The organism is Irregularibacter muris, from assembly GCF_024622505.1.
Lineage (GTDB): Bacteria > Bacillota > Clostridia > Eubacteriales > Garciellaceae > Irregularibacter > Irregularibacter muris.
Genome location: NZ_JANKAS010000001.1, coordinates 21,893 through 44,308, shown reverse-complemented (window position 1 = coordinate 44,308; position 22,416 = coordinate 21,893). Strand labels below are relative to the sequence as shown.

General features: G+C 37.7%; 17 protein-coding genes. 2 read left to right on the top strand and 15 right to left on the bottom strand.

Annotated elements, in window-relative coordinates; genetic code table 11:
* Positions 1 to 16: 16 nt before the first annotated feature.
* Together NSA47_RS00175 and NSA47_RS00170 are read right to left on the bottom strand one after the other, a co-directional pair.
* Positions 17 to 511: a Na+/H+ antiporter NhaC family protein gene (locus tag NSA47_RS00175; RefSeq protein ID WP_257528812.1), complete on the bottom strand. Its 495-nt coding sequence runs from the start codon at positions 509 to 511 to the stop codon at positions 17 to 19.
* 49 nt (positions 512 to 560) lie between these two features.
* Positions 561 to 2,153 carry an N-acyl-D-amino-acid deacylase family protein gene (locus tag NSA47_RS00170; RefSeq protein ID WP_257528811.1) on the bottom strand — a complete coding sequence of 531 codons (1,593 nt, stop codon included), beginning with the start codon at positions 2,151 to 2,153 and terminating at the stop codon, positions 561 to 563.
* A gap of 339 nt (positions 2,154 to 2,492) precedes the next feature.
* Here NSA47_RS00170 and NSA47_RS00165 point away from each other — a divergent pair, with 339 nt between their 5' ends.
* Complete coding sequence (locus NSA47_RS00165) at positions 2,493 to 3,143, top strand: hypothetical protein (protein WP_257528810.1); 651 nt, start codon at positions 2,493 to 2,495, stop codon at positions 3,141 to 3,143.
* Positions 3,144 to 3,241: 98 nt separating this feature from the next.
* Here the strand turns inward: NSA47_RS00165 and NSA47_RS00160 are convergent, their stop codons facing one another.
* The 13 genes from NSA47_RS00160 to NSA47_RS00100 form a co-directional block, all read right to left on the bottom strand.
* Entirely contained in the window at positions 3,242 to 3,970 is a 729-nt protein-coding gene (locus NSA47_RS00160; RefSeq protein WP_257528809.1) for an aspartate/glutamate racemase family protein, read from the bottom strand.
* 37 nt (positions 3,971 to 4,007) lie between these two features.
* Positions 4,008 to 5,651: a dihydroxy-acid dehydratase gene (ilvD, locus tag NSA47_RS00155; RefSeq protein ID WP_257528808.1), complete on the bottom strand. Its 1,644-nt coding sequence runs from the start codon at positions 5,649 to 5,651 to the stop codon at positions 4,008 to 4,010.
* A gap of 49 nt (positions 5,652 to 5,700) precedes the next feature.
* The gene (locus tag NSA47_RS00150) at positions 5,701 to 7,704 is read right to left on the bottom strand and encodes an oxidoreductase (protein ID WP_257528807.1); all 2,004 of its coding nucleotides are present in this window, start codon (positions 7,702 to 7,704) and stop codon (positions 5,701 to 5,703) included.
* A 99-nt stretch (positions 7,705 to 7,803) separates the two neighbouring features.
* Positions 7,804 to 9,378 carry an AbgT family transporter gene (locus NSA47_RS00145; protein ID WP_257528806.1) on the bottom strand — a complete coding sequence of 525 codons (1,575 nt, stop codon included), beginning with the start codon at positions 9,376 to 9,378 and terminating at the stop codon, positions 7,804 to 7,806.
* 29 nt (positions 9,379 to 9,407) lie between these two features.
* A complete protein-coding gene (locus NSA47_RS00140; protein ID WP_257528805.1) occupies positions 9,408 to 10,706 on the bottom strand; it encodes an amidohydrolase in 1,299 nt (432 codons plus the stop codon).
* A 336-nt stretch (positions 10,707 to 11,042) separates the two neighbouring features.
* The gene (locus NSA47_RS00135; protein WP_257528804.1) at positions 11,043 to 12,425 is read right to left on the bottom strand and encodes a sigma-54 interaction domain-containing protein; all 1,383 of its coding nucleotides are present in this window, start codon (positions 12,423 to 12,425) and stop codon (positions 11,043 to 11,045) included.
* Between the two features lie 136 nt (positions 12,426 to 12,561).
* The gene (locus NSA47_RS00130) at positions 12,562 to 14,775 is read right to left on the bottom strand and encodes a DNA topoisomerase III (protein WP_306811055.1); all 2,214 of its coding nucleotides are present in this window, start codon (positions 14,773 to 14,775) and stop codon (positions 12,562 to 12,564) included.
* Positions 14,776 to 14,860: 85 nt separating this feature from the next.
* The gene (locus NSA47_RS00125; RefSeq protein WP_257528803.1) at positions 14,861 to 16,393 is read right to left on the bottom strand and encodes a ClC family H(+)/Cl(-) exchange transporter; all 1,533 of its coding nucleotides are present in this window, start codon (positions 16,391 to 16,393) and stop codon (positions 14,861 to 14,863) included.
* A gap of 134 nt (positions 16,394 to 16,527) precedes the next feature.
* Entirely contained in the window at positions 16,528 to 17,592 is a 1,065-nt protein-coding gene (gene mutY / locus NSA47_RS00120) for an A/G-specific adenine glycosylase (RefSeq protein ID WP_257528802.1), read from the bottom strand.
* Between the two features lie 143 nt (positions 17,593 to 17,735).
* The gene (cooS, locus tag NSA47_RS00115) at positions 17,736 to 19,652 is read right to left on the bottom strand and encodes an anaerobic carbon-monoxide dehydrogenase catalytic subunit (RefSeq protein WP_257528801.1); all 1,917 of its coding nucleotides are present in this window, start codon (positions 19,650 to 19,652) and stop codon (positions 17,736 to 17,738) included.
* Between the two features lie 111 nt (positions 19,653 to 19,763).
* Positions 19,764 to 20,021 carry a TIGR03905 family TSCPD domain-containing protein gene (locus NSA47_RS00110; RefSeq protein ID WP_257528799.1) on the bottom strand — a complete coding sequence of 86 codons (258 nt, stop codon included), beginning with the start codon at positions 20,019 to 20,021 and terminating at the stop codon, positions 19,764 to 19,766.
* 462 nt (positions 20,022 to 20,483) lie between these two features.
* On the bottom strand, positions 20,484 to 20,636 hold the full coding sequence (locus NSA47_RS00105; RefSeq protein ID WP_257528797.1) for a cyclic lactone autoinducer peptide: 153 nt from the start codon (positions 20,634 to 20,636) through the stop codon (positions 20,484 to 20,486).
* Positions 20,599 to 21,219 carry an accessory gene regulator B family protein gene (locus NSA47_RS00100; protein WP_257529230.1) on the bottom strand — a complete coding sequence of 207 codons (621 nt, stop codon included), beginning with the start codon at positions 21,217 to 21,219 and terminating at the stop codon, positions 20,599 to 20,601. Before NSA47_RS00100 ends, NSA47_RS00105 begins: the two co-directional genes overlap by 38 nt.
* A gap of 383 nt (positions 21,220 to 21,602) precedes the next feature.
* Between NSA47_RS00100 and NSA47_RS00095 the strand changes: the two genes are divergently transcribed.
* Entirely contained in the window at positions 21,603 to 22,322 is a 720-nt protein-coding gene (locus tag NSA47_RS00095; protein ID WP_257528795.1) for a LytR/AlgR family response regulator transcription factor, read from the top strand.
* Positions 22,323 to 22,416 lie beyond the last annotated feature (94 nt).

Here is a 22,416-nt window from a genome sequence, read left to right as displayed (position 1 = left end):
CCACAATTAAGCCGACTTATCCAGCAACCCTAAGTAAAGATGCGGTACTACTAGGGGAAAGTCCTACTGCGGCTACAACGGGAATAATCACTGGGGCAATAATGGCATTTCCTCCAGCTAATGTTCCCAATAAACCACAGATAATTATGGAAGTAACAATAGTAGCCATAATTCCTTTATTTTCACTATCTACGCCAATCTTCTTCACAATATAATACACCATGGTGTGGGTAACCTTTGTTTCATTCATTAAATAGCCTAGTCCACTACCAAACATAATAATAATACCGATCTTAGCTAAAAAAGACCCTAAAGAAGTAACAAACAAATTCGCTAGACTAGGAATTCCCTGCCCCATTATAATAGCTCCTATGACGGTACCTACAATCAGACCAGCTAGATTAGATTTGTTGCGAAATACCATAATCAGATAAGCCAATAGGGGTAATAGGGCAATCAACGAAGGTGCTTGTGAGATCAATGCCCAACTACCTAATTCAAATCCTTCCATTCTAAAATTCCTCCCTTTTTCGTAATATTCATGTAATAAGGTTATATATCTATTGTTCGATATGGTTTTGCTTTTGTAGAATTAAACCATTTTTAGAGGATGTTTGTTCACCATTTAAAATTCCAGGAACTCCTCCTACAAAAACATGATAAATTCCTAGGGGTTTTGCTCGTGGATTATCAAAGGTAGCAGTATCTTCCACTTCTTTCTCACCAAAAACTGTAATGTCAGCTATATTCCCCACTTTTAAAGTTCCTCTATTGGATAAATTTAAGATTTTTCCAGGAAGTCCTGTAATCTTATATATGGCATCTTCTAAAGGCATTAAATTGTTTTCTCTCACCATTTTTAAAAACCTTGGAAAGGTACCAAAACTTCTGGGATGAGGATTATAATTTATATCATAGCTAAGATTATAGCCATCACTTCCTACAGCAATATTCAGATCCTTCATGATTGTAAGAACATCATCTACATTTAAAGAATAATAAATGGCCGCTGTATGTCCCTCACATTGTATGAGTATTTCAGCAACAGTTTCTTCCGGTGAGAGTTTATATTCCTTAGATATTTCCTCAATATTTTTGTCCTCAATTTCAGGAAGATATCTATGGGTAGAGGATATTGCTACTGCCTCTGGACCCCCACGGACTTTCATTTCAGCTGCAATGTCTGCTAAAAGTCTAGCATCCTTTGTCTTTAGACGGTCAATCATTTTTGCATTTCCACCATCCTGTGCCCAGCCAGGAACTAAGGCTGAAAGACCGGTAGATGTTGCATGATAGGGATATTGATCACAGGTAATCCTACATCCTCTTTGGCGGGCATCTTCAATTGCATCTAGAAGTTGTTGGGACTTATGCCATTGGGGTGTACCCATAAGCTTTAAATGAGATATGTGAAGATGAACTCCTGATTTTTCAGCTACTTCAATCATCTCCCCTACAGCCTCAAATACGTATTTGCTTTCATTTCGCATGTGTACAGTTAAAATACCATTGTTTTCCTTAAGTACTTTAGAAAGCTCTACTAACTCCTCAGTCTTCCCATAGCTTCCAGGAGGGTAAATAAGCCCAAGGGACATTCCATAACAACCGCTTTTCAATTCCTTTTCTAATCCTCTTTTCATTTTTCCCAATTCTTCTCGTGTAGGTTCTCTATCTTCAAAGCCCATTACCCAAGCCCTTAAAGTGCCATGGCCAACCAACATTCCAATATTTATGGGAAATTTATTTTTTTCAAATGCTGCGACATATTCATCCATATTGCTAATATCCCTAAATTCCTCCTCTGGAAGCACTTCTACCGCTTGAGCAAAATAATCCAAAATTTCCTCTCTTTTAGAATGGTCTGAAGGAAATAGGGAAATACCACAGTTGCCAGTAATCTCTGTTGTCACTCCTTGATGAATCATACTTTGAGGTTCAGCAGAGTGTAGTGGACAAGCATCTGAATGGGTGTGAAGGTCAATAAATCCAGGAGAAATAATTTTTCCTTCTACATTGATTACCTCTTTACCTAAAACATCAGGGTCAGTTGTAATTTCGGCAACTTTTCCATCTTGAATACAAACAGAAGCCATATAAGGTTTTTGTCTCGTGCCATCTACTACTAGACCATTTTTTAAAATATAATCAAACATACTTCCACCTCCCAAGCATTTAATAAAGTCCTTTTAAAGTCTATGATTATTCTTAAAATTGAATGATTCAAAATTAAAAATTTCATATATTGCTTTTAAAACAAAGGGCATTTTTAACAAAATTACATAATTACAAGGGTTTTATTGATTTAATTCTTTTTCTTCCAAATCATTTTTGCAACTTTTATAATAAATATATCATTTACTATAACACAATCCCAATAATATTTCTATATAAAATATGGGAGATAAGTAATTATTTTATTGCTGTGAATATAATGCATTATCCATTAATATATTTTACTAGGGTGCTCTAATAACTTAACAAGGAGGAATCACGTGATAGCAAGGAATATTATCGTTAGAGGGAACATTAAAAGAGTTTGTTTTTCCAATACCTACTATACTTTTGATGGGAATGGTGTATTTGAAAATAGTGATGAGATAAACAAACGTTCCCTCTTGGTGTACAAGAAAGGATCCAACCTATACGATAAAGCCTTGGAATACGGGATAACGAAAAATCTTATAAAATACAAAGATGAGGTTTATTATTTTATAGAAAAGGAAAAGGGAAAGGAACTCTATGTTCTTTTAATAGATATTATTCATATTTCAGGCCAATCCTCTATCCCTACGAAAATTAATATACCTAGTGATTACATCGTAGACGATTATCATCTCATCAACACTTATGAAGCCTTTATAGAGTACAACAATCTTCATGGATATCCTGCTTCCTTGGAGACTAATCATTCATTTTTCGGAGATTTCTTATATTCTTTATTCTCAGTGAATTTTGCTGAATATTCCACTAGTGATTTCTTTGATTTTTTTACTTTGGAAAATAAAATGCATCCCCATCATTACTTCTACTTTCTTGTATTTGAGGGATACCTCTGTCTTATTGATTATAAATATTCTCAATTGGATTTCAGGGATATTAGCCCTTTGGCAGATAAGTGGAATGAACTACCCTTTTCATTATGATGGTCTATGAAATATCTTTCTCTATGTAAATACCTAAAAAAAAAGCCAGGCAGTGGGAAAATTATCTAGATAATTTTCCCACTGCCTGGCTTTATCTTTTATAAAAATCCATGATATCTTTTTTTGACTACCGCAGTAAATACATAATCAATCATCGTGATAAAATCAAATACCGGAAGACCTGTGGCCTCCTGTACAGCTTTTCCATAGGGTGGTAACATGCTACATTCTAGTAGGATGGCTTTTATATCAGAGTTTTGTTTCACCATCTCCTTGGCCGCAGCTACCACTTCCCCCTCCACTAATTTACTGTCAAAAGTTCCTGTTTCTTCAATACCAAAGGGAGCAAAATGCTCTGTATCTTCTAATCCTACTACTATAGCTTTAGACATATCCATATTAACATTATCAAAAAATGTCTTGTCCAGGCTATCGGATTTTGCACTAATGATGCCCACTTTATTTTTTTCTCCAATGATATTGGAAATGAAGGGTGCTTGTAATAGGCTGGATAAAAAAACTGGTATATCTACTGCCTCGGCTACCTCCTTTTGAAATAGAGCGAAAAAACCACAATCAGCCGTGATGGCACGAACCCCTTCTTTTTCTAGCTCCTTTGCTGTTTGTATTAAAATATCTAGAGCACTTTTGTCTTTATTGAAGAGTCTGTCAAAGGTCAATCCTTTTACCAATTTATATCGAACAGGATAGTTATAAGTTGATGCATTTCCTACATCCCCAGGAATAAAAGGTGCTACGAAGTCCAATAATAAAATACCTATAGCCTCTCCATAATTCATCTGGCCCTTTCTCGCTGTATAAATCATAATAAAATCCCCCTAGAACTTATTATTTGAATTTTCCCTATAAAGTCATCCCTGCCCCTTCATCAGCAGACCTACACATTTGTGCATAGATATGCATCATACCTTGTTTTACCTTCGGCTCTGGTTTCACCCATTTTTCCCTACGTTTTTGCATTTCCCCATCACTTATTTTTAGAGTAAGCTTTGCCTCTTTGATATCTACTGAAATAATATCTCCCTCTTCCACAAGGGCTAAGGGCCCACCTTCATACGCCTCTGGAGTAATATGTCCTACAATAGGGCCATGGTTAAATCCTGAAAATCGTCCGTCTGTGATTAGACCCACACTGGTATCTAGTCCGTAAGCCACTAATGCATCTGTACTAAGCATAATTTCCTTCATGCCCGGAGCTCCCTTAGGCCCCTCATATCGAATAACTATAACATCCCCTGGTTTAATCTTTCCTTCTTGAATGGCTTTTACCCCCTCTTGATCCCGGCTAAATACCCGAGCAGGGCCAGAGAATTTTTTCATATTTTCTGGCACAGAAGAAGATCTTATAATCGCACTATTGGGGGCTAAATTTCCCCTAAGTATGGTTAATCCGCCATCAGGATTAATGGGATTGTTCATATTTCTAATTAAATCCTCATTTTTGTTCCTTGCTTTTTCCACCACATCCCCTAGAGTTTCTCCCGTGACAACTTTTGAGTCTAAATATAAGAGAGATTGTAATTCCTTTAACATAGCTGGCACACCTCCAGCATTATGTAGATCCACAATAGTGTAGTTTCCTGATGGCTTCACTCCACAAATACAGGGTACTTTTTTCCCTATTCTATCGAAATCATTCATGGTTAGTTCTACTCCAACTTCCCTGGCTAGGGCAATTAAATGGAGGATAACATTGGTAGATCCACCCATAGCAATATCGGTCGTTATTGCATTTAAAAATGTTTCACGGGTAAGGATATCACTGGGCTTTAAATCTTCTTTAACCATTTCTACAATTCTCTTTCCCGCCCGACGAGCGGCTCTTAATTTGTCTGCATATACTGCGGGAATGGTAGCTGTTCCTGGTAACGTCCAGCCCAAGGCTTCCATCATAATTTGCATACTATTAGCCGTCCCCATAGTAGAACAGGCCCCAGGACACCTACAGGCTACATCTTCAATATCTTGTACTCTCTGGCTGTCCGCCTCTTTGCCCATGGTCATAACCCCTACATCACAGGGCAGAACCTCTTCCCCTTCATATTCTCCCACCAGCATAGAGCCCCCTGTAATAATAATGGAGGGGACATTCATTCGAATAGCGCCTAAACAAACTCCTGGTATAATATTGTCACAACTTGCTAAGAGAATTAACCCATCAAATTGGTGGACGGTGGATACATATTCAATGCCTAAGGCAATGGCATCTCGTCCTGCAAGCTCATATTTTAGTTCCTCTTCCCCCACAATCATATCTCCACAGGTAGAAGGTGCTCCAAATTCAAAAGGTATACCCCCTGCCGCCCAAACTCCTTGTTTAATGACCTCAGCCAACTGTTTAAGGTGAGCATGACCAGGTGCTCCTTCATTATAAGTGTTTACTATTCCAATATGGGGCTTTGTTTTGATATCCTCATCTGCAAATCCACAACCCTTTAGCATGGCCCTTCTCATAATGGCTTCTGTACCCATAAATTTTTTATTCATCGAGTATCCTCCTTGTTGTATATGGTAATTTTAAAATGTCTTTGGATTTTTATAAAGTTCTTCCTATTTCATATCCATCCCAAATGGCATACATAATGTTTTGGACTTTTCTTGCATCACCTATGATGTGTACCTTGGGATGAATCTCTCGTATCTCCTTATATAAGTCATCATCAGATGTATATCCTATGGCCATAATGACGGTATCTGCCTTTATCCTCTGCTTGATAAATTGCTTATTTATGGTAAGGACACTTTCATCCTGTATTTCCAATAAACTTGTATTGGTTTTTACCTCCACATCATGGAACTTAATCATGTCCTTTAGCATCATATCGTTTGCATGGGAAACAAATACAGATTTTAATAGTTCATCCATCATTTCCACAATGGTGACCTTCTTACCCTGATCGGATAGCCAAAGGGCGATTTCACAGCCTACAAGTCCGCCACCAACAATTACAACTTCTTCTCCAATGATCTCTTTATTCATTAAAGCATGACAAGCCGTCAATACCTGTTCTTTTTCTATTCCTGGCATGGGTGGTATTTTATCCTTTGCCCCTGTGGCTATAATAACTTCATCAGGATTTGTTTTATTCATAAGCTCTGAATTCACTTCTGTTTCTAAATAAATATCCACTCCATTTTCTTTAAGTTCTTGTTCATACCACTTCAAAAGAGTTCTTTCATCCTTTTTAAAATCTGGCACGGATGCTTCTAAGAGATGCCCCCCTAAGAGGCTATTTTTCTCATAAAGGGAAACCTGATGCCCACGCAGAGCAGCGACTCTCGCTGTCTCCATACCAGCTATCCCCCCACCTATTACCATAATCTTTTTGGATTTTAATGGTGGGTATAATCGATATTCTTCTTCCCGACCACAGGCAGGGTTTACCGCACAAGAAATGACTTTTCCACTTTCCAATCGTCCCATACATCCGTCATGGCAACCTAGGCATGGACGTATTTTGTCTATCTCACCTGCTTTGACCCTATTGGGCCAATCTGCATCGGCTAACAATCCCCTTCCCAAGAGCACCATATCTACTTTTTCTTCTTTAATGGCATTGCGGGCTAGCTCAGGATTATCCATTCTTCCTGCAGTTAATACTGGGACACTGACTACTTCCTTTAGCTTTTCTACGTAGGGTAAATAGCATCCGTGGTCAATATATCCTGGAGGGTGGGCCCAATATAATGCCTCATAAGAACCCAGGTCAGCATTAAAGGCATCATAACCTGCCTCCTCTAAAATCTTAGCTGCTTCCAAACCTTCTTGTAAATCTCTCCCAAATTCCTCATAATCCTCTCCGGGGAGTCCTCCCTGATTTAGACCCTTTATGCAACTTTTCACACCATATCTTAATATAACCGGGAAGTCTTGACCTACTTTTGCCTTGATGGCTTGAAGAATCTCTATGGGCAATTGCAATCTTCCCCTTAAATCCCCACCGTATTTATCTGTTCTCTTATTAAAAGCTGCCAGAGTAAATTGGTCCAATAGATAGCCTTCATGCATGGCATGAACCTCTACTCCATCAAAACCTGCAGAAGCTGCTACCTTAGCGGCCTCTGCCATTTTTTGCACCATATACTCTACTTCCCCAGTGGTTAATTCCCTACAGGTAATACTAGGATCCCAAAAATGAGAAATAGCGGAAGGGGCTACCGGATGACTATCCACAAAGTCTAGAAATAAAGACCTTCCAAAGCCCATAGTGATTTGTAAAAATATCTTAGAGCCATAGGCATGAATTCTTTCGATCATTTCGCTAGAATTTAAAGCAAAGGCTACTGGGTTGGTGGAGACATTTTGAAAAATCCCCAGCTTGGTTTGTTCAATTTGATTTTCTACCTCTATCCCACCAGTAATAATTAATCCAGCACCGCCTCTGGCTCTTTCTACATAATAGTCAGCAGCCCTTTGATTAAAACAATTATCTGGAGTAATCATTCCTGATGGAGCCATAGGGGCCATACCTATTCTATTTTTTATTTCTACCTTTCCTATTTTCATTGGTGTGAATAGACTCTCAAAGTTTTTCTTCATCTATTTGATCCTCCTATTTCTAAACTCTTATGTTTGAATTTTCCTAAAACCATCCTCTATTGCCTTCATTAAATAGATTTTCATTATCTTTATGCAATCTTATAAAAACATTGGTGCTCCAGGCCCTATGGGAAGCCCAAATAAATGCCAGATAAACATCAACAAAGTCATACCCACTAAGAAGGCTATGCTATAGGGTAGACAAAGCGAGATAACCGTTCCAATCCCTACCTCTCGTTTCTCATTTTTGCTCTTATATGTAGCTAAAAGTCCCATGATAACAGGAACATAATAATCTATGGGAGAAATAATATTGGTACTCATATCTGCTATACGATATGTCGCCTGGGTTAGTGCTGGTGACATTCCCAAGGATGCAAATAAGGGGATGAATACAGGTGAAAAAATCAGCCACTTAGTCACTCCACTGGTAATAAAAATATTAAAACATGTTGAAACGAGAATAAGCACTAAAATGGCTGCAAACCCTCCAAGATTAATGGATGTAAATAAGTTTCCTAGATGCACACCTAAAACAGTAGAAATATTACTGGCATTAAAGAGATTGATAAACACAGAGGCTGGTAATGCAATAACCATAAAGCCTATGGCCCCTGAGAAACCTTCTTGCATAAGACCAGGTATGTCCTGAAGACTCTTAACACTCCCTGAAGCTTTTCCGTAGACAATGGCTAAAATAAAGAATAAGAAGAAAAGTATACTCAGAATACTATTCATTAAGGGTGACTGAGGTAGTAAGGTACCATCTGCATTTCTAAATAGGCCATTAGAGGGGATGGTTAGTATTAATATCAATGCTATGTAAGCAATAAATGCAATACCGCTCCAGCGAAGACCCCTCTTTTCGGCATCCGTTAATTGACTATTATTAATGTCCGCCTTATCAATCTCCACTTTATCCTCTCCCAAATATTTCTTCGTAAAGAACTGGGACACTAAAACAGTACAGATAATAATAACAATGGATGCTGCTGCCATGAAATACCAATTCATCAAAGGATGGGTGGAATAATTAATTCCAAGTCCATCGGTTACAGATTTGGTAACTCCAGATAGAAGAACATCGTTGCCAGTGATTAGCATTGTGGCATGAAAACCTCCGTTGGCTGCTGCATAACCAGCAATAACACCAATCCAAGGATTTAAACCTATGGACTTCATTATTGCACCGGATAAAGCTGGTATCATAATGGTCCCTGCATCACCAGTTATACCAGAATTAGTACCTATAAAAGCAATAACCGCAATAATCAATGAGGGTGGAGTTTTTATAATGGTTCGTCTAATGAGGGCATCGAGCATCCCAGACTTTTCTAGAACACCTACCGCAAACATAATCACTATGGTAGCCCCTAAGGGTGCAAACCCTGAATAATTACTGACTAAATTCCCAAAGAAGTCCTGCAGTGATTCTTTACTTAAAAGATTGGTTATGGTGACCAGTGTTTCTGTTGGAGCTGCCCCACTCTCTCTAGCCGCACTCATATAGTTTACAGATACTCCCATTTTAGCCATGACAAAGGATAGTACCATGACAATTACAGATAAGGCAATAAACAGCCAAAAAGGATGAGGCAATTTGTTCCCTATCTTTTCTACCGTTGAAATAAATCTTTCCAGTTTATTTGTTTTCTGTTTGGCACTTACTTCCATAATTTATCCTCCCCTTTTTCTCTTTATGATTATTTGCTTCCGATTTTCTTGACCACTGCGGTAAGCAATTCAACCCCATTAATCATACAATCCTCATCAAAGTCAAACTGGCTACTATGGACAGTGCCTGATAAATCTGCCCCTACGGCAATGTATGTGGCAAGGCCACCTTTGCTTTGCACCCGGGTCATCATCTCTGTGGCGTCTTCACTGCCGCCCACTTCGCCTTCTTCATATACATTTTCAAACCAAGGTAGTTTGGAAGCCTCCTCCATAATTATTTTTACCATCTCTGGATCGCTCTTTCCACTAGGGGTATTGGCCTTAAATTCAACTTCAAAATCTACGTCATAGGATTTGGCCGCATGTTCAATAATGGTAAGGAGTCTTTTCTCCCCATAGTCTGAAATTTTAGTTGTTTCCCCTCTTACTTCCACCTCCATATATGCATTAGGCGCAATGGCATTACGGGCTGTACCCGCTTGAAGGATTCCAACATTTGATCGAAATAATCCCTCACTGTGGGGAGCAATGGTGTGAATATTTAATGCTGCCGTACAGGCCGCCAGTAAAGCATTACGTCCTACATGGGGATCACCACAAGGATGGGATGCCTTTCCTGCATAAAAAACATTATAAAATCTACTGTCAAGAAAATCGTTAAAGCCACAGGCACAGGCATTAGAAGGCAATCCAAGGCCTTGATAGGTCATCCCCACGTGGGTGGCTACAAAATAATCTACATCATCTAAAATTCCTTTTTCCACAATGGCTCGGGCTCCACCCCCCAGTTCCTCTGCAGGTTGAAAGATTAGCTTTATGGTTCCTTTTAACTCTTCTTGCATTGAGGCAATCACTTCTGCTGTCACCAGCCCAATGGCAGTATGACCATCATGGCCACAGGCATGATCAAAACCTTTATTAATCGATGCAAAACCCTGATCATAGGGAAAATGACCTTCTTTTTGTTCCTCATCAATCAAAAGTGCATCCATATCAAAACGCAATCCTATTACAGGACCAGGTCTTCCCGTGGAGAGCACGCCTACAACTCCTGTAATATTATTCATTTTTTCTACCCACTTTGGGTCTGCCCCTTGACGAATTGCCCTTGCCTTCTGCTCTTCTATGTATTCATCGTCGGGTTTACTCAATACCACCTCTGGCTCTGCTATATCCAGTCCTACTGAAACCTCATAGCCTAATTCCACCAGCTTTTCTGCAACAATTGATGAGGTTCTAAATTCTGCCCATCCGCCTTCTGCATATTTATGAAAGTCTCTTCGATAATCAATGATTTTTGGTTCTAGTGATTTAATATCCACCATAATTCCAACTCCCTTCTTTTTTATGTTTTTAAGCATTTGATTTTGAGTCGTTCCTCTAATCTTTATTGTGCTGACTAAAGGATTCCCCCCTTGTTCAAGATGTTGGTAAGAACTCCTACTCGGTACAATAAGTTCATAAAGTTATCCATGCAAATAACTCTATATAGAATTAATAAGCAAATTCCGTGCCATCATCTAAAATTTGTCAAAACTCATGATAAGGATTACAACCTCAATGGTTTTGGGATATTTGAAACAGAAAATTCTAAGCTTTTCTATGCTGCTTTTTTGCAAAAAAAATGTACAGTTGTCAATTTTATTGACAACTGTACATTTTTACTCTTGTTGAGAGATATCATATTTTTTTAACTTGTTATATAAAGACTGTCTAGGTATCTCCAATAGATTTGAAGCCCTGGTAATGTTTTTCTCTGCTTTTTTTAATGCTTCTACAATTAAATATTTCTCTAAGACCTCAGTATTTTCCCGCAGGGAGAGTTCCTTCTGAATCTTGAAATCAATACCATCATCATTCATTTCAATCCTATGACTTTTACCAATATAGGAGGGGATATCCTGTAGTAGAATTAAATTTCCCTCTACACTGTTAAAGGCGCCCTCTATACAATTTTTAAACTCCCTTATATTCCCTGGCCAATGATATTGCATAAAAAGCTTTTTTACTTGTGCTTCTAATCCTTTTACATTTTCCTCAAACATTCTATTAAATTCATGAATAAAGTGATTACATAATAATTGAATATCTCCCTTACGTTCTCTCAAGGGGGGAATTTCAGTGTTGACAACACTAAGCCTATAGAACAAGTCCCGTCTAAATTTATTGTTTTTCAATAGTTTATCAGGGGGTTCATTGGTAGAAGCAATGATTCTAACATCTGTTTCAAATTCGGCATTTCCACCAATTCTGCGTACCTTACGATCTTCAATAACTCTTAATAACTTTGCCTGTAGACTTAGAGGCATAGAATTGATTTCATCTAGAAAAATGGTTCCTCCATTTGCTAATTCAAATAATCCTTTTTTGTTTACCGCCCCTGTAAAACTTCCCTCTACCGTCCCAAAGATAAGACTTTCCATGAGGGTCTCGGGTATGGCTGCACAGTTCTGAGAAATAAAAGGCATAGAAGATCTTCTGCTTGCATTGTGTATAGCATGAACAAATAATTCCTTACCCGTACCTGTTTCCCCATAAATAAATATATTTGAATTATGTTTGGATACTTTTTTTAACCGATTGATAATGCCGATCATATCTGCATTTTGAGTAATGATATCCTCAAAGGTGTATCTTGCTCCTAAATTATGTTTTCTTGATTTTAGGGATTTGGGTACTGGTGGGGTAGTAATAGAATTAATATCATAGGATAAGGAAACCGCACCTAAAATCCCTTCCTTATTCTTTAAGGGAAAGGCTGTATTAATAGCATTTACGTCTGTACCATCCCCTAGCTGCACTACTTGGGGTTGGTTAATAATGGCTTGACCCGTCCTAAGAACATTTAATGCCGTACTCGTCTCTTCAGTAAGCCATGGATAGACCTCCAATAATGGCTTTCCTACGACGTCTTCAGTACCCAATTTATTATGAATATCATTATAGTTATTGTAATAAAGAATTTTCCCCTCTTTATCAATGATACATATAACGTCTGTCTCTTTAAAGGCTTTCTTAATATGATGAAGATCTTTGGTTTGCATAGAATCCCCCCTTTAAGATAGAGCAGTTGTAAAATATTTTGACAGTATGATTATCTCCTATTGAAAGATTTATTTATAAACAACAGGAAGGTTTTTTCTATAAAATCATACAGACAAAACCTTCCCCAGCTTGGTTTTATTTGTCCAATTTCAATTTTGCCAAGGCATCCGCCAAAGCAGAGTTAATGGGTGCTTTTGCTTCTTCCTTTTGCTTTTTCATATATTTTTGGGCATCTCTTTTGGATATACCAGTATTTTCTTTTTTCTTTCTTTTATTAAAGCTAGATAGTTTTTCCTTGTATCCACATTTACAAACAAAGATCTGTCCCTCCCCTTGTCCCCGGAGTTCTAATTTCTTATGACAATTGGGACATCTTGCATTGGTGATTTTTGCTAGGGATTCTCTATGTCCACATTCTCGATCTTGACAGATTAGCATTTTTCCTTTTTTGGTTTTTACCTCTAGCATAAATTTATTACAATCAGGACAGCGGTTGCCGGTGATATTGTCGTGCCTAAATTTCTCTTCACTGTTTTTAATCTCCCTTACAATATCCTTAGTGTATTTTTTGATTTCCTCTAAAAAGGCATTTTTCTTCAAGTCACCTTTAGATATTTTTTCCAGCTTTTGTTCCCAAATACCAGTCATTTCTGGGGATTTTAAATCCTCGGGCACTAAATCCAATAGTTGTTTTCCCTTAGAGGTAATGAGGATATCTTTCCCTCTTTTTTCAATGAGAAAACTATTGAAAAGTTTTTCTATAATATCTGCCCGGGTAGCTACCGTACCCAATCCCCCTGTTTCACTAAGGGTTTTCGCTAACCTTCCTTTACTGTTTTCCATATATTTCACTGGATTCTCCATGGCTGAAAGCAAAGTCCCTTCATTAAAAGGAGCCGGTGGTTTAGTTTGTCCGCTGGTTTGATTTATTGAGGTAACCTTCACTGCATTGCCCTTTTCAAAAGCGGATAAAGCTTTTAGATTTTGGATATTTTCCTCTTGCATTTCTCTATCATAGATTTCTTTCCAACCTAAAGCAATGGTTCTTTGCCCTTTGGCTATAAAGGACTCTTGCCCTATTTTTCCCTCTATAGTCACTTCTTCATATTCATAGGGAGGGAAAAGCACGGCAAAAAATCTTTTGACCACCATATCATAGATTTTCCTTTCTTTATCAGAAAGATCCTCTAAAAATACTCGCTGTTCTGTAGGGATAATAGCATGATGGTCCGATACTTTACTATTATCTACAAAGGATTTTGCCCCCTTAATAGGTCTTCTTAAAATCTTTCCTCCATAGGAAGAGTTAGGTCCTACTGCACTGGATTTTACTCTTTCTTCTAAGGTGTCCACCATATCATCCGTAAGGTATCTAGAATCTGTACGGGGATAGGTCAAGAGTTTATGCCTTTCATAAAGATTTTGCATAATCCCTAGGGTTTCCTTGGCGGAAAAATCATAACGTTTATTGGCTTCTCTCTGTAATTCTGTTAGATCAAATAAGGATGGGGCAAAACTTTTTTTGGACCTCTTTTCTACTTTTACCACTTCTAGTTTCTCATCTTTTATTTCATGGAGTATCTTTTTGAGTTTATCTTGATCAAAGGTACTGCCTCTTTGCCAGGTGAATTTTACGCCTTGCACTTGGGCCTCTATTCCGTAGTAGGTTCTCGGTTTGAAGTTTCTAATTTCCTCTTCTCTCTGGGCAATAATGCCTAAGGTAGGAGACTGTACCCTACCACAGGACAATTGGGCATTGTATTTACAGGTTAGGGCCCGAGTGGCGTTAATGCCTACATACCAATCAGCTTCTGCCCGGGCTATGGCTGAAGAATAAAGATTTTCGTATTTTCGGCCATCCTGTAGTTTTTGAAAGCCTTCTTGAATAGCTCTATCGGTGACCGAGGATATCCAAAGGCGTTTTAAAGGTTTTTTTACCTGAGCTTTTTCGAGAATCCATCGGGCTACCAATTCCCCTTCTCGACCAGCGTCAGTGGCAATGACAATCTCCCCTATGTCTTTTCTATACATTAATTTTTTTACTGTATGGAATTGCTTTCCTGTTTTCTTAATGACCTCTAATTTCAAAGGAGAGGGCAATAGGGGGAGATCCTCTATAGACCATTGTTTATATTTTTCACTATAGTCCTCGGGTTCAGCTAAAGTCACCAGATGACCTAAAGCCCAGGTAACGATATACTGTTTGCCTTCTATATAACCATTATTATTTTGCGTACATTTTAAAACCTTGGCAATATCCCTTCCTACAGAAGGCTTTTCTGCCAATACTAATTTTTTCATTTCATCAAACCTTTCTCCTGGTTCTTGTAGAAAACTTTTCCTGTCCATTTTACAAAATAACCGTTGATCAATCCCCCAAGAGTTAGTGATCAGCGGCTATCCTTTATTTCTTTTTCAAACTATCCTTTTTTCTTTATACTGCCTCTCCTCTAAAAAAGGTCTTTGCCTCTAAAAGATGTCCCTCATCGGTCATTACGGTAAGGACATCCCCCATTTGGATTATAGTATCTCCTCTGGGAAGAACTTCTTTCTCCTGTCTATAAATGGACAAAAGTAAGGTGTTTTGGGGAATCCCCATATCCCGTAGTCTTTTGGAGAGGAAGGGAGAATCCAAATTTACTCGGGTCTCAAATACAGTTCTTTCTTTATAATCTTCCCCATCTATTTTCTTTGTAATCATAGGATTTAAAAGGGATTCATATATGGGTTTACAATTTAAGGATTCTGCCACCAGATAGGCTACGATAGAAACAATACATAGACTAAGGATGTGCTGGAAGCTTCCCGTCATTTCGGTTACCAATAATATAGATAAAATAGGAGATCGAATAACAGAAGTAAGTATTCCTGCCATGGCTAATATGACGAAATTTGCTAGATATGTATTCTCCATCCCCCCGAAAAGGGAAAAAATCTTAAAATATAAGGAGCCCGATATAGCACCTAGCACCAATACAGGAAGGAATATCCCCCCTTGCACAGAGCTTCCATAGCAAAAACAGGTAAATATCAATTTCCCTACCAATAATAAAATAAGAAAACCCAAGGTATTGTCTGTGGAGATCAAATTTTCAATGAGGTTATGTCCTCCTCCTAATAGGAAGACAAAACTATATCCTAAAAGACCCGCTGCCAAAAAAGGGGCAAGAATTTTTATATAAGGATGTACCGATGCTTTTTTATATTGAGCTTGAAAGCCCAGTAAGGTCTTATTAAAAATTACTCCTATTGCTCCTACAAAAACCCCTAATAATAAACAATGAAAATAATAAGACAAAGGCAAAGCCATGGAAATAGAAAAGGCAAAAGCTGGAGCCAAACCAAAAATATTCTTAGATAAAAAGTCAGCGATTACCGATGCAATAAAAGTAGGAATTAAAATGATAGGAAAAACACTTTTGTGCATTTCTTCTAATACAAAGAGCACTCCTGAAATAGGAGCATTGAAGGCAGCCGATAGGCCTGCACTAGCTCCTGCGCTGATCATATATCTTTTTTCTGTGGGATTTCTATGCATTAATGTAGAGCATATTTTCCCTATGCTAGCCCCTATTTGAATAGAAGGTCCTTCTCTTCCTAAGGACAATCCAGCAAAGCCAGCAAGACTACCCCCTAAAAACTTGGAGAACAAAATTCTTTTGGGATTCATGTGAAAAGCTCCCAACAACTCCCCCTGCACTTGGGGTATGCCGCTTCCACTACTTAGGGGTTCAAATTTTAGTAGTCTATAGACCCCATATGCTGCCATCAAGAGAAGCACTCCCCATAGAAGAATTATTCCTCCCTGAGGTTTATCTAAGATTCTTTCTCTTAACTGATTTAGATAGCCTAGTACATATCTATAGGATATGGAGAAAAAACCTCCAGCCATCCCCACCACTATCCCATCTAGAACTAATCTTTTATTAAAAGTTTTTAATGATTTTAAAGATACAACAGACTTCATTACTACAACTACACCACCCTTTATGGAATCTATTTTATTATATCATAAAGTCTATTCTGCCATGGGAAAATATCTCTTTGACCAGAATTCCTTTAGGAGGGTAAAGGGGGAAGTTTTTAAGATGGGGCATGATGTTACTCTCCAGAAATGAGTTCTATAAAAGCATAATAGGCCTTAAAGGCAGAGGGTAGGGAATACTTCTCCCTTATTTCCCCGGGAGTCACCCAGGTCAATTCTATATTCTTAGGACATTCTTCTAGGAGAATGTGATAGCCTATCATATGCCATTCTATATGACTAAAAATATGCTTAGAAGGAGGTAGAGAGATGATTCTCCGGGCTTCTATATTGTGTTTTTTCATCTCTTTTTTGCATTGCTCCAGAGATAAATGTCCTTCCCTTTGGGGAAACTCCCAAAGATTAGACAGCAATCCCTCTTCAGGACGTTTTCTTAGGGCAAATTTGTCTTCCCACTGCATCACCTCTATGGTTTTTTGCTCTATTTTTCTTTTCTTCTTAGGGGATTTTCGGGGAAGATATTGAGCCATATCCTGATAATACCCCTTGCAGAAGGAATTTACTGGACATTGTAAACACTTTGGCATCCCCTTAGGTATACATAGGGTAGCACCTAGTTCCATAAGGGCTTGGTTAAAATCCCCTACTGAGTGTTCAGGGAGCAATCTCTCTAAGGCATTTTCTATATTTTTTTTGACTTTAGGGTCGTCTACATTTCTCTCCTCTGCCAGGATACGGGCCATGACTCGAATTACATTGCCATCTATTGCCGGTGTTCTTTGCCCAAAGGCAATTGAGGAAATGGCTCCAGAAGTATAAGGTCCTATGCCCGGTAAGGATTGTAGAGATTTACTATCAGAGGGGAGTTGTCCATGAAATTTTTCCACAATCATCTGGGCGGCCTTTTTTAAGTTTTTAGCTCGGCTATAATAGCCTAGTCCTTCCCACAGCTTTAACAATCTATCCTCTGGGAGCTTAGCCAGGTCTTCTATAGTGGGGATTTCCTTTATAAATCGTTCAAAATAAGGCTTTACCGTCTCTACCCGGGTTTGCTGGAGCATGATTTCAGAAATCCATACCCTATAGGGAGAAGGATCCTCCCTCCAAGGCAGAATACGGGCGTTTTCTGTGTACCATTGCAAAAGCTTCTGTTGAAATTCAATGATTTTCTCTGGGGTCATTCTGGACTCTCCTTATGTTGTCTTGTTTGTTGTTCTTTTTATTGTATCATAAATCAAGGGAGTAAACAGCAAAGACAAAGAGTCCCGCTCATTAAGAAAAAACAGACGGTCTTGTAAGTAGACCGCCTGTTTTTTCTTAATGATTAAACTTGTAATCCCATGGCTTTTCTCTTTTTCATAATATGTTCCTCTATCCCTTTAGCAGCTTCTATAGGATCATCTCCCAGAGCTACTTTTCCTCCAGTTAACCCTTCTACCTCTTCAGTGAGAAGTTTAACGAGTTTTGGAGCTCCTGTGACAAAGGGTGTAGGGGATAGATGGGTATAGGTTCCATAGGCTACGGCAAACATGCCGTCAATGGTAGCCTTTTGTTCCATCCATTCTGGAGCAGTAACAGCAATGGGAAGATCTGAAATATCCACATCTAAATGATCGGCTAAGGCTGTGACTAACATGGATATTCTTCCAGTATCCGTACAAGTCCCAAAGCTTAATACCGGAGGTATACCTAGAGCCTTACATACTCCCTTCAATCCCTCTCCTGCCATTTCAACAGCGTCCATATTACATAATCCAGCTACCTCTAACCCATGATTACCACAACCTGCAGCTACTACTAAAATATCTCTTTTAATCATTTCCTTAGTGATATTGACGGTATTCCAATCATGGGGACCATTTCTTAGGGTGGCACAGTTGGCTAGGGCTACAATTCCCTTAATCTGTCCCTTAGCGATAACATCTACTAAAGCGTTAAGGTCATTTCCAACGGCTCCTAATACGGCCTCTGTAGAAAATCCTGCCATGGCCTTGGTCTTATGCTTAGGGACCATAGGTTCAATTTTTTTATGTCTTTTTCTAAAGTTTTCAATAGCAACATTGATGCATTCCTCCGCCATTTCATCTGCCTTGGCTGGATAGTAAGGCATTTCATGTTCTGTACCTGGTACCCCAATAATAGTACTTACACTAATCAAAGCTACTTGATATTTTTCTGCATATTGATCAATTGCTGGTGGAGAGCAGTTTTCTTCCATGACCAAGGCATCTACTGTGCCTGTGGCAAGAAAGGGTTCGATGGCTAGCCAATTGCCCATGAGTCCTACAAATACATCATCCATTTCAAAGCGTTGGAGGAGTTCTTGGCCTGTTTCAATGGAGCCTACCACGCGAATACCTTTTGCCCCAGCTTGTCTTGCCCTTTCTTGATATTCTGCCATTTTTGCTTTTTGCAAGGTAGCTACCCCAATCCATGGTTGGTGGCCATTAAAGGCAATATTCACATAGTCAGGATCCATAATTCCTAAATCCACATCTACTTCATGGGGCATAGGAGTACCAAAGAGAATATCCTGCACCATCTCTAAACCAATTTGAGCGGTATAAATAGTAGATAATCCCAGCCGAAGACCTTTTTTGGCCAAGGACACATAGTCTCCATCCACATTGGTTAAACAGCTAGCAATGGAATTTTCCACTTCATGTTTTACTCCTCCTGGATAAAGATGAAGTTCTTTCCATAGGGAAATTCTTTTTTTGGGAGCAAATGCTTTAACCATAATACTTTCTTTATCAGGATGAGCATTCATTTCTTCATCTAGAAATTCTGCTAGTTGGATAGCCATTTGATTAATGTCCTGGCTGCTATCAATGCCCACCTTTTCACACATCCATTTTAGTTTGTCTTCATCGGTGATTTTAAAAGATGTTTTTCCCTCTGCAGTTGCCTTGAGGGTTCTAAAGGCTTCAAAGGCATGATGACCATAAGTAGCCGCCCCCATAATGTTTCTCATGAGAAAATTTCTCATGGCCATGGCATCGGGGCCAATGCCACAAACACCTTTTTCTGCTCCTGCCTTTTCGCTAATGCGGCAAGGACCTTGGGAACATAGTTGACAACTCATTCCCTGGAGACAAAACTTACAACGTATTTTTTCCTGCTCTTCCCATCGAGAAAATACACTGGATAGTCCATCATCTCGAATTCTTTTTAGCATCTCTTCTACTGAGTCATGATAACTTACACGGCCTTCTAATCTCTCTAAAACATTCTCTGACATCATTGCCCTCCTCTATATTTTCTTTCCTTATTTTCCTTATTAATGTGTCCTTGTGTAAGGAAGATTATTCCTCATTTTAGAGGAGAAAACGGCAAAAAAAAAGTAGGCCTTTTAACCTACTTGTTCTAAGCTTTTAAGTGTTTTTAGAGCTTTCGTCAGTTGATCTGGACAAGAAGTACTCTTTCTGCCGCATTTAATGCCTGATAATTTTTCTATGACTTCTTCTACCTGCATTCCCCTGACTAGGCTAGAAATCCCCTGAAGGTTTCCTTCACAGCCTCCTATAAATTCAATATCTTTTAAAATATTATCTTCAATATCTAATGCTATTTTTCTTGCGCAAACTCCTGATGTAATATATTCAAACATTTTGCTTCCTCCTTATACTATAATGTCAAAGTACATTATACAACAAAACTACTAAATTAAAAACTCAAGGTTTAGGAGAGGGAAGAGTAGTGATAGTATAAGCATCTCATTATAAAAATGATTCCATAGAACAATAGAGAGCTTGTTCTATAAATAGGATTGAAGACCATCCCCTCCACCAATCTAATCAATAATATCAATAGCCCAAATATGGAACAGATGATTCCTTTAAAGAAATCATCTGTCCATAGCCTTTTTTAAAATGTCATTTTCCTATGCCATCTGGGCCATTTTTTGAAGTTCAGCTATTTCATGGGGTCTTAATGAGATTTCATTAGAAGGGTCAGTGGGAGTTAAAACCTTAACCCTTCTTTAAATGGTTAGATGGTAGATGTCAAATAGTTTTTAAATAATTATTGCCATTATGTTTTTCTCTCGCTACCTCTAACTTATTCTCTGTCTTTATTTCTTCTTTTCTGAAACAGAAGTCAATAGCTCTTTAGGCATTTTAGGCTCATAATATAAATATAGTGACATCGAGCTTACTGATTCCTTTGCTGCCTTTCCTGCCCACTTGTTAATGCACTCCAATCCCATCTTTGTTAGTTTTCTCATGGTTTTCCCTCCTAAGATTATTTATACTTAATGCTACTATCATTAGTGAACTAGTGATAGCATAAAAATAATCATAACTATTAAGTAACTGTAGCTTTACTAAAAAGTGGAATATTAAGGATATACAAACCAAAATTAATAACCATTTATTTTTGGTTTTCTTACATTTCTCCACTACAGTATCTGAAACCATTCTGTTTTTATTTAAAATTGGATCTGACATATAAATCTTAATCATGGAGTATAGGATAAAAAGAATTCCTATTAATTCTTTCCAGTATTCCCCTATGATATTATTTGTTATTATAATAAATAGTAAGCCTATACTGGTTGTAAATACGCAAGCTAAGAAGGTTTTGCAGTGATATCCACCTGTATTCTTTCTAAGTAAAATTAATACCATTAGATATATAATGGCTATATCTATCCTTCTAAAGAATATTCCCAGTAAAATCAATAAAGTGGTCGAAATCATATGAAGAAAAATTGACTCTAGTCCGTATTTTGTTATTTCTATATCTTCTTCATTGATTATTCTATTGCGGACAGATATCTCCACTATCCTATTGATCATTCCATTCATTGCTTTCAAGGATCTGCCTTCCCCCTCTCAATAAGCTCCTAAATTATTTATTATTGTAGATTAATGTATATATTATCGCTCTCTTAAAATTTGAGACATCTATGATATAACCAAAAGATAGGCTTGTACTACTTCCATAATTAAAAAAGTTTTACGATGAGATTCACCTGTATTTTATTCTTTCTATATCCTCATCATTTATAATTTTATTTTGAACAAATATTCCAACTATTTTATGTACAATTCTATTTATTCCTTCCAATAACTTCTGAAATTGTTTATAATTACATTAACATAAAAAATATCCACTTCTTGAAAAATGGAATCAATGGTCATTTTTTTGGAATAAGCGGTAAATATTCAGCTTTTTGGGAGGGAGGACTTTGTTCCAACAAGTTAAGATAGCAATCTGTGAAGATCAAAAAGTATTTATTAACCTGTTAAGCTCTATTATTGATTCAAAATTTAAGAAAAAAAATATTTCCTTTTCTTTAGATGTCTTTACTAATGGAGAAGAACTATTGGCAGAAGCTCTATCTTCCTCTGAAAAATATGACATTATATTCTTTGACATTGACCTGCCGGGGATAGATGGGACAGAGGCTGCTAGAAAAATACGGACTATGGATAAAGTTTGTATTTTTATTTTTATTACCTCTTTAGATGAAGAAGTTTATAAAATCTTTGATACGGGAGCATTTGATTTTATTCGAAAATCCTATTTTGATAAAGAGATTGAAGGTGTATTAAATCGTTTAATAAAAAAAATAAGCATAAATCTAAACAAGCTTACCATTAATACTCTGGAAGAAGGGCCTATGGAATTAAGAATAGATGAAATCCTCTATATTCAAGCATGCGATAAAAGGGTTTCTATCTTTACCCATGAAAATTCTTTTGGGACAACCTATCGAACTTTAAAGGAATTGCCAATGGATCTCACTCAATATCATTTTTTTCAGATATATCGTGGTCTATTGGTAAACTTAAATTATGTTTCTAAAATAATAGAGCATACCGTTCTACTGGAAAATAATGAAGAATTGCCCATCTCTAGAAGGAAGATAACAGAATTTGAAAAATTATTTTATAAATCGGCCTGATAATCAACCACCCCTTATCTCTTATTTTTATAAGTAAAGATAAAGGGTGCTAAGCTTTTCTAGCCTTATTCATAGAACAAATCAAAGAATGGAT

Excerpts from the sequence above, each read along its gene's own strand:
- ilvD (WP_257528808.1), bottom strand. The coding sequence starts at position 5,651 with ATGAATAAAAAATTTATGGGTACAGAAGCCATTATGAGAAGGGCCATG.
- NSA47_RS00100 (WP_257529230.1), bottom strand. The coding sequence starts at position 21,219 with ATGAATGGAATGATCAATAGGATAGTGGAGATATCTGTCCGCAATAGA.
- NSA47_RS00160 (WP_257528809.1), bottom strand. The coding sequence starts at position 3,970 with ATGATTTATACAGCGAGAAAGGGCCAGATGAATTATGGAGAGGCTATA.
- NSA47_RS00125 (WP_257528803.1), bottom strand. The coding sequence starts at position 16,393 with ATGAAGTCTGTTGTATCTTTAAAATCATTAAAAACTTTTAATAAAAGA.
- NSA47_RS00170 (WP_257528811.1), bottom strand. The coding sequence starts at position 2,153 with ATGTTTGATTATATTTTAAAAAATGGTCTAGTAGTAGATGGCACGAGA.
- cooS (WP_257528801.1), bottom strand. The coding sequence starts at position 19,652 with ATGTCAGAGAATGTTTTAGAGAGATTAGAAGGCCGTGTAAGTTATCAT.
- NSA47_RS00150 (WP_257528807.1), bottom strand. The coding sequence starts at position 7,704 with ATGAAGAAAAACTTTGAGAGTCTATTCACACCAATGAAAATAGGAAAG.
- NSA47_RS00145 (WP_257528806.1), bottom strand. The coding sequence starts at position 9,378 with ATGGAAGTAAGTGCCAAACAGAAAACAAATAAACTGGAAAGATTTATT.
- NSA47_RS00140 (WP_257528805.1), bottom strand. The coding sequence starts at position 10,706 with ATGGTGGATATTAAATCACTAGAACCAAAAATCATTGATTATCGAAGA.
- NSA47_RS00175 (WP_257528812.1), bottom strand. The coding sequence starts at position 511 with ATGGAAGGATTTGAATTAGGTAGTTGGGCATTGATCTCACAAGCACCT.
- NSA47_RS00105 (WP_257528797.1), bottom strand. The coding sequence starts at position 20,636 with ATGAGAAAACTAACAAAGATGGGATTGGAGTGCATTAACAAGTGGGCA.
- NSA47_RS00130 (WP_306811055.1), bottom strand. The coding sequence starts at position 14,775 with ATGGACAGGAAAAGTTTTCTACAAGAACCAGGAGAAAGGTTTGATGAA.
- mutY (WP_257528802.1), bottom strand. The coding sequence starts at position 17,592 with ATGACCCCAGAGAAAATCATTGAATTTCAACAGAAGCTTTTGCAATGG.
- NSA47_RS00110 (WP_257528799.1), bottom strand. The coding sequence starts at position 20,021 with ATGTTTGAATATATTACATCAGGAGTTTGCGCAAGAAAAATAGCATTA.
- NSA47_RS00135 (WP_257528804.1), bottom strand. The coding sequence starts at position 12,425 with ATGCAAACCAAAGATCTTCATCATATTAAGAAAGCCTTTAAAGAGACA.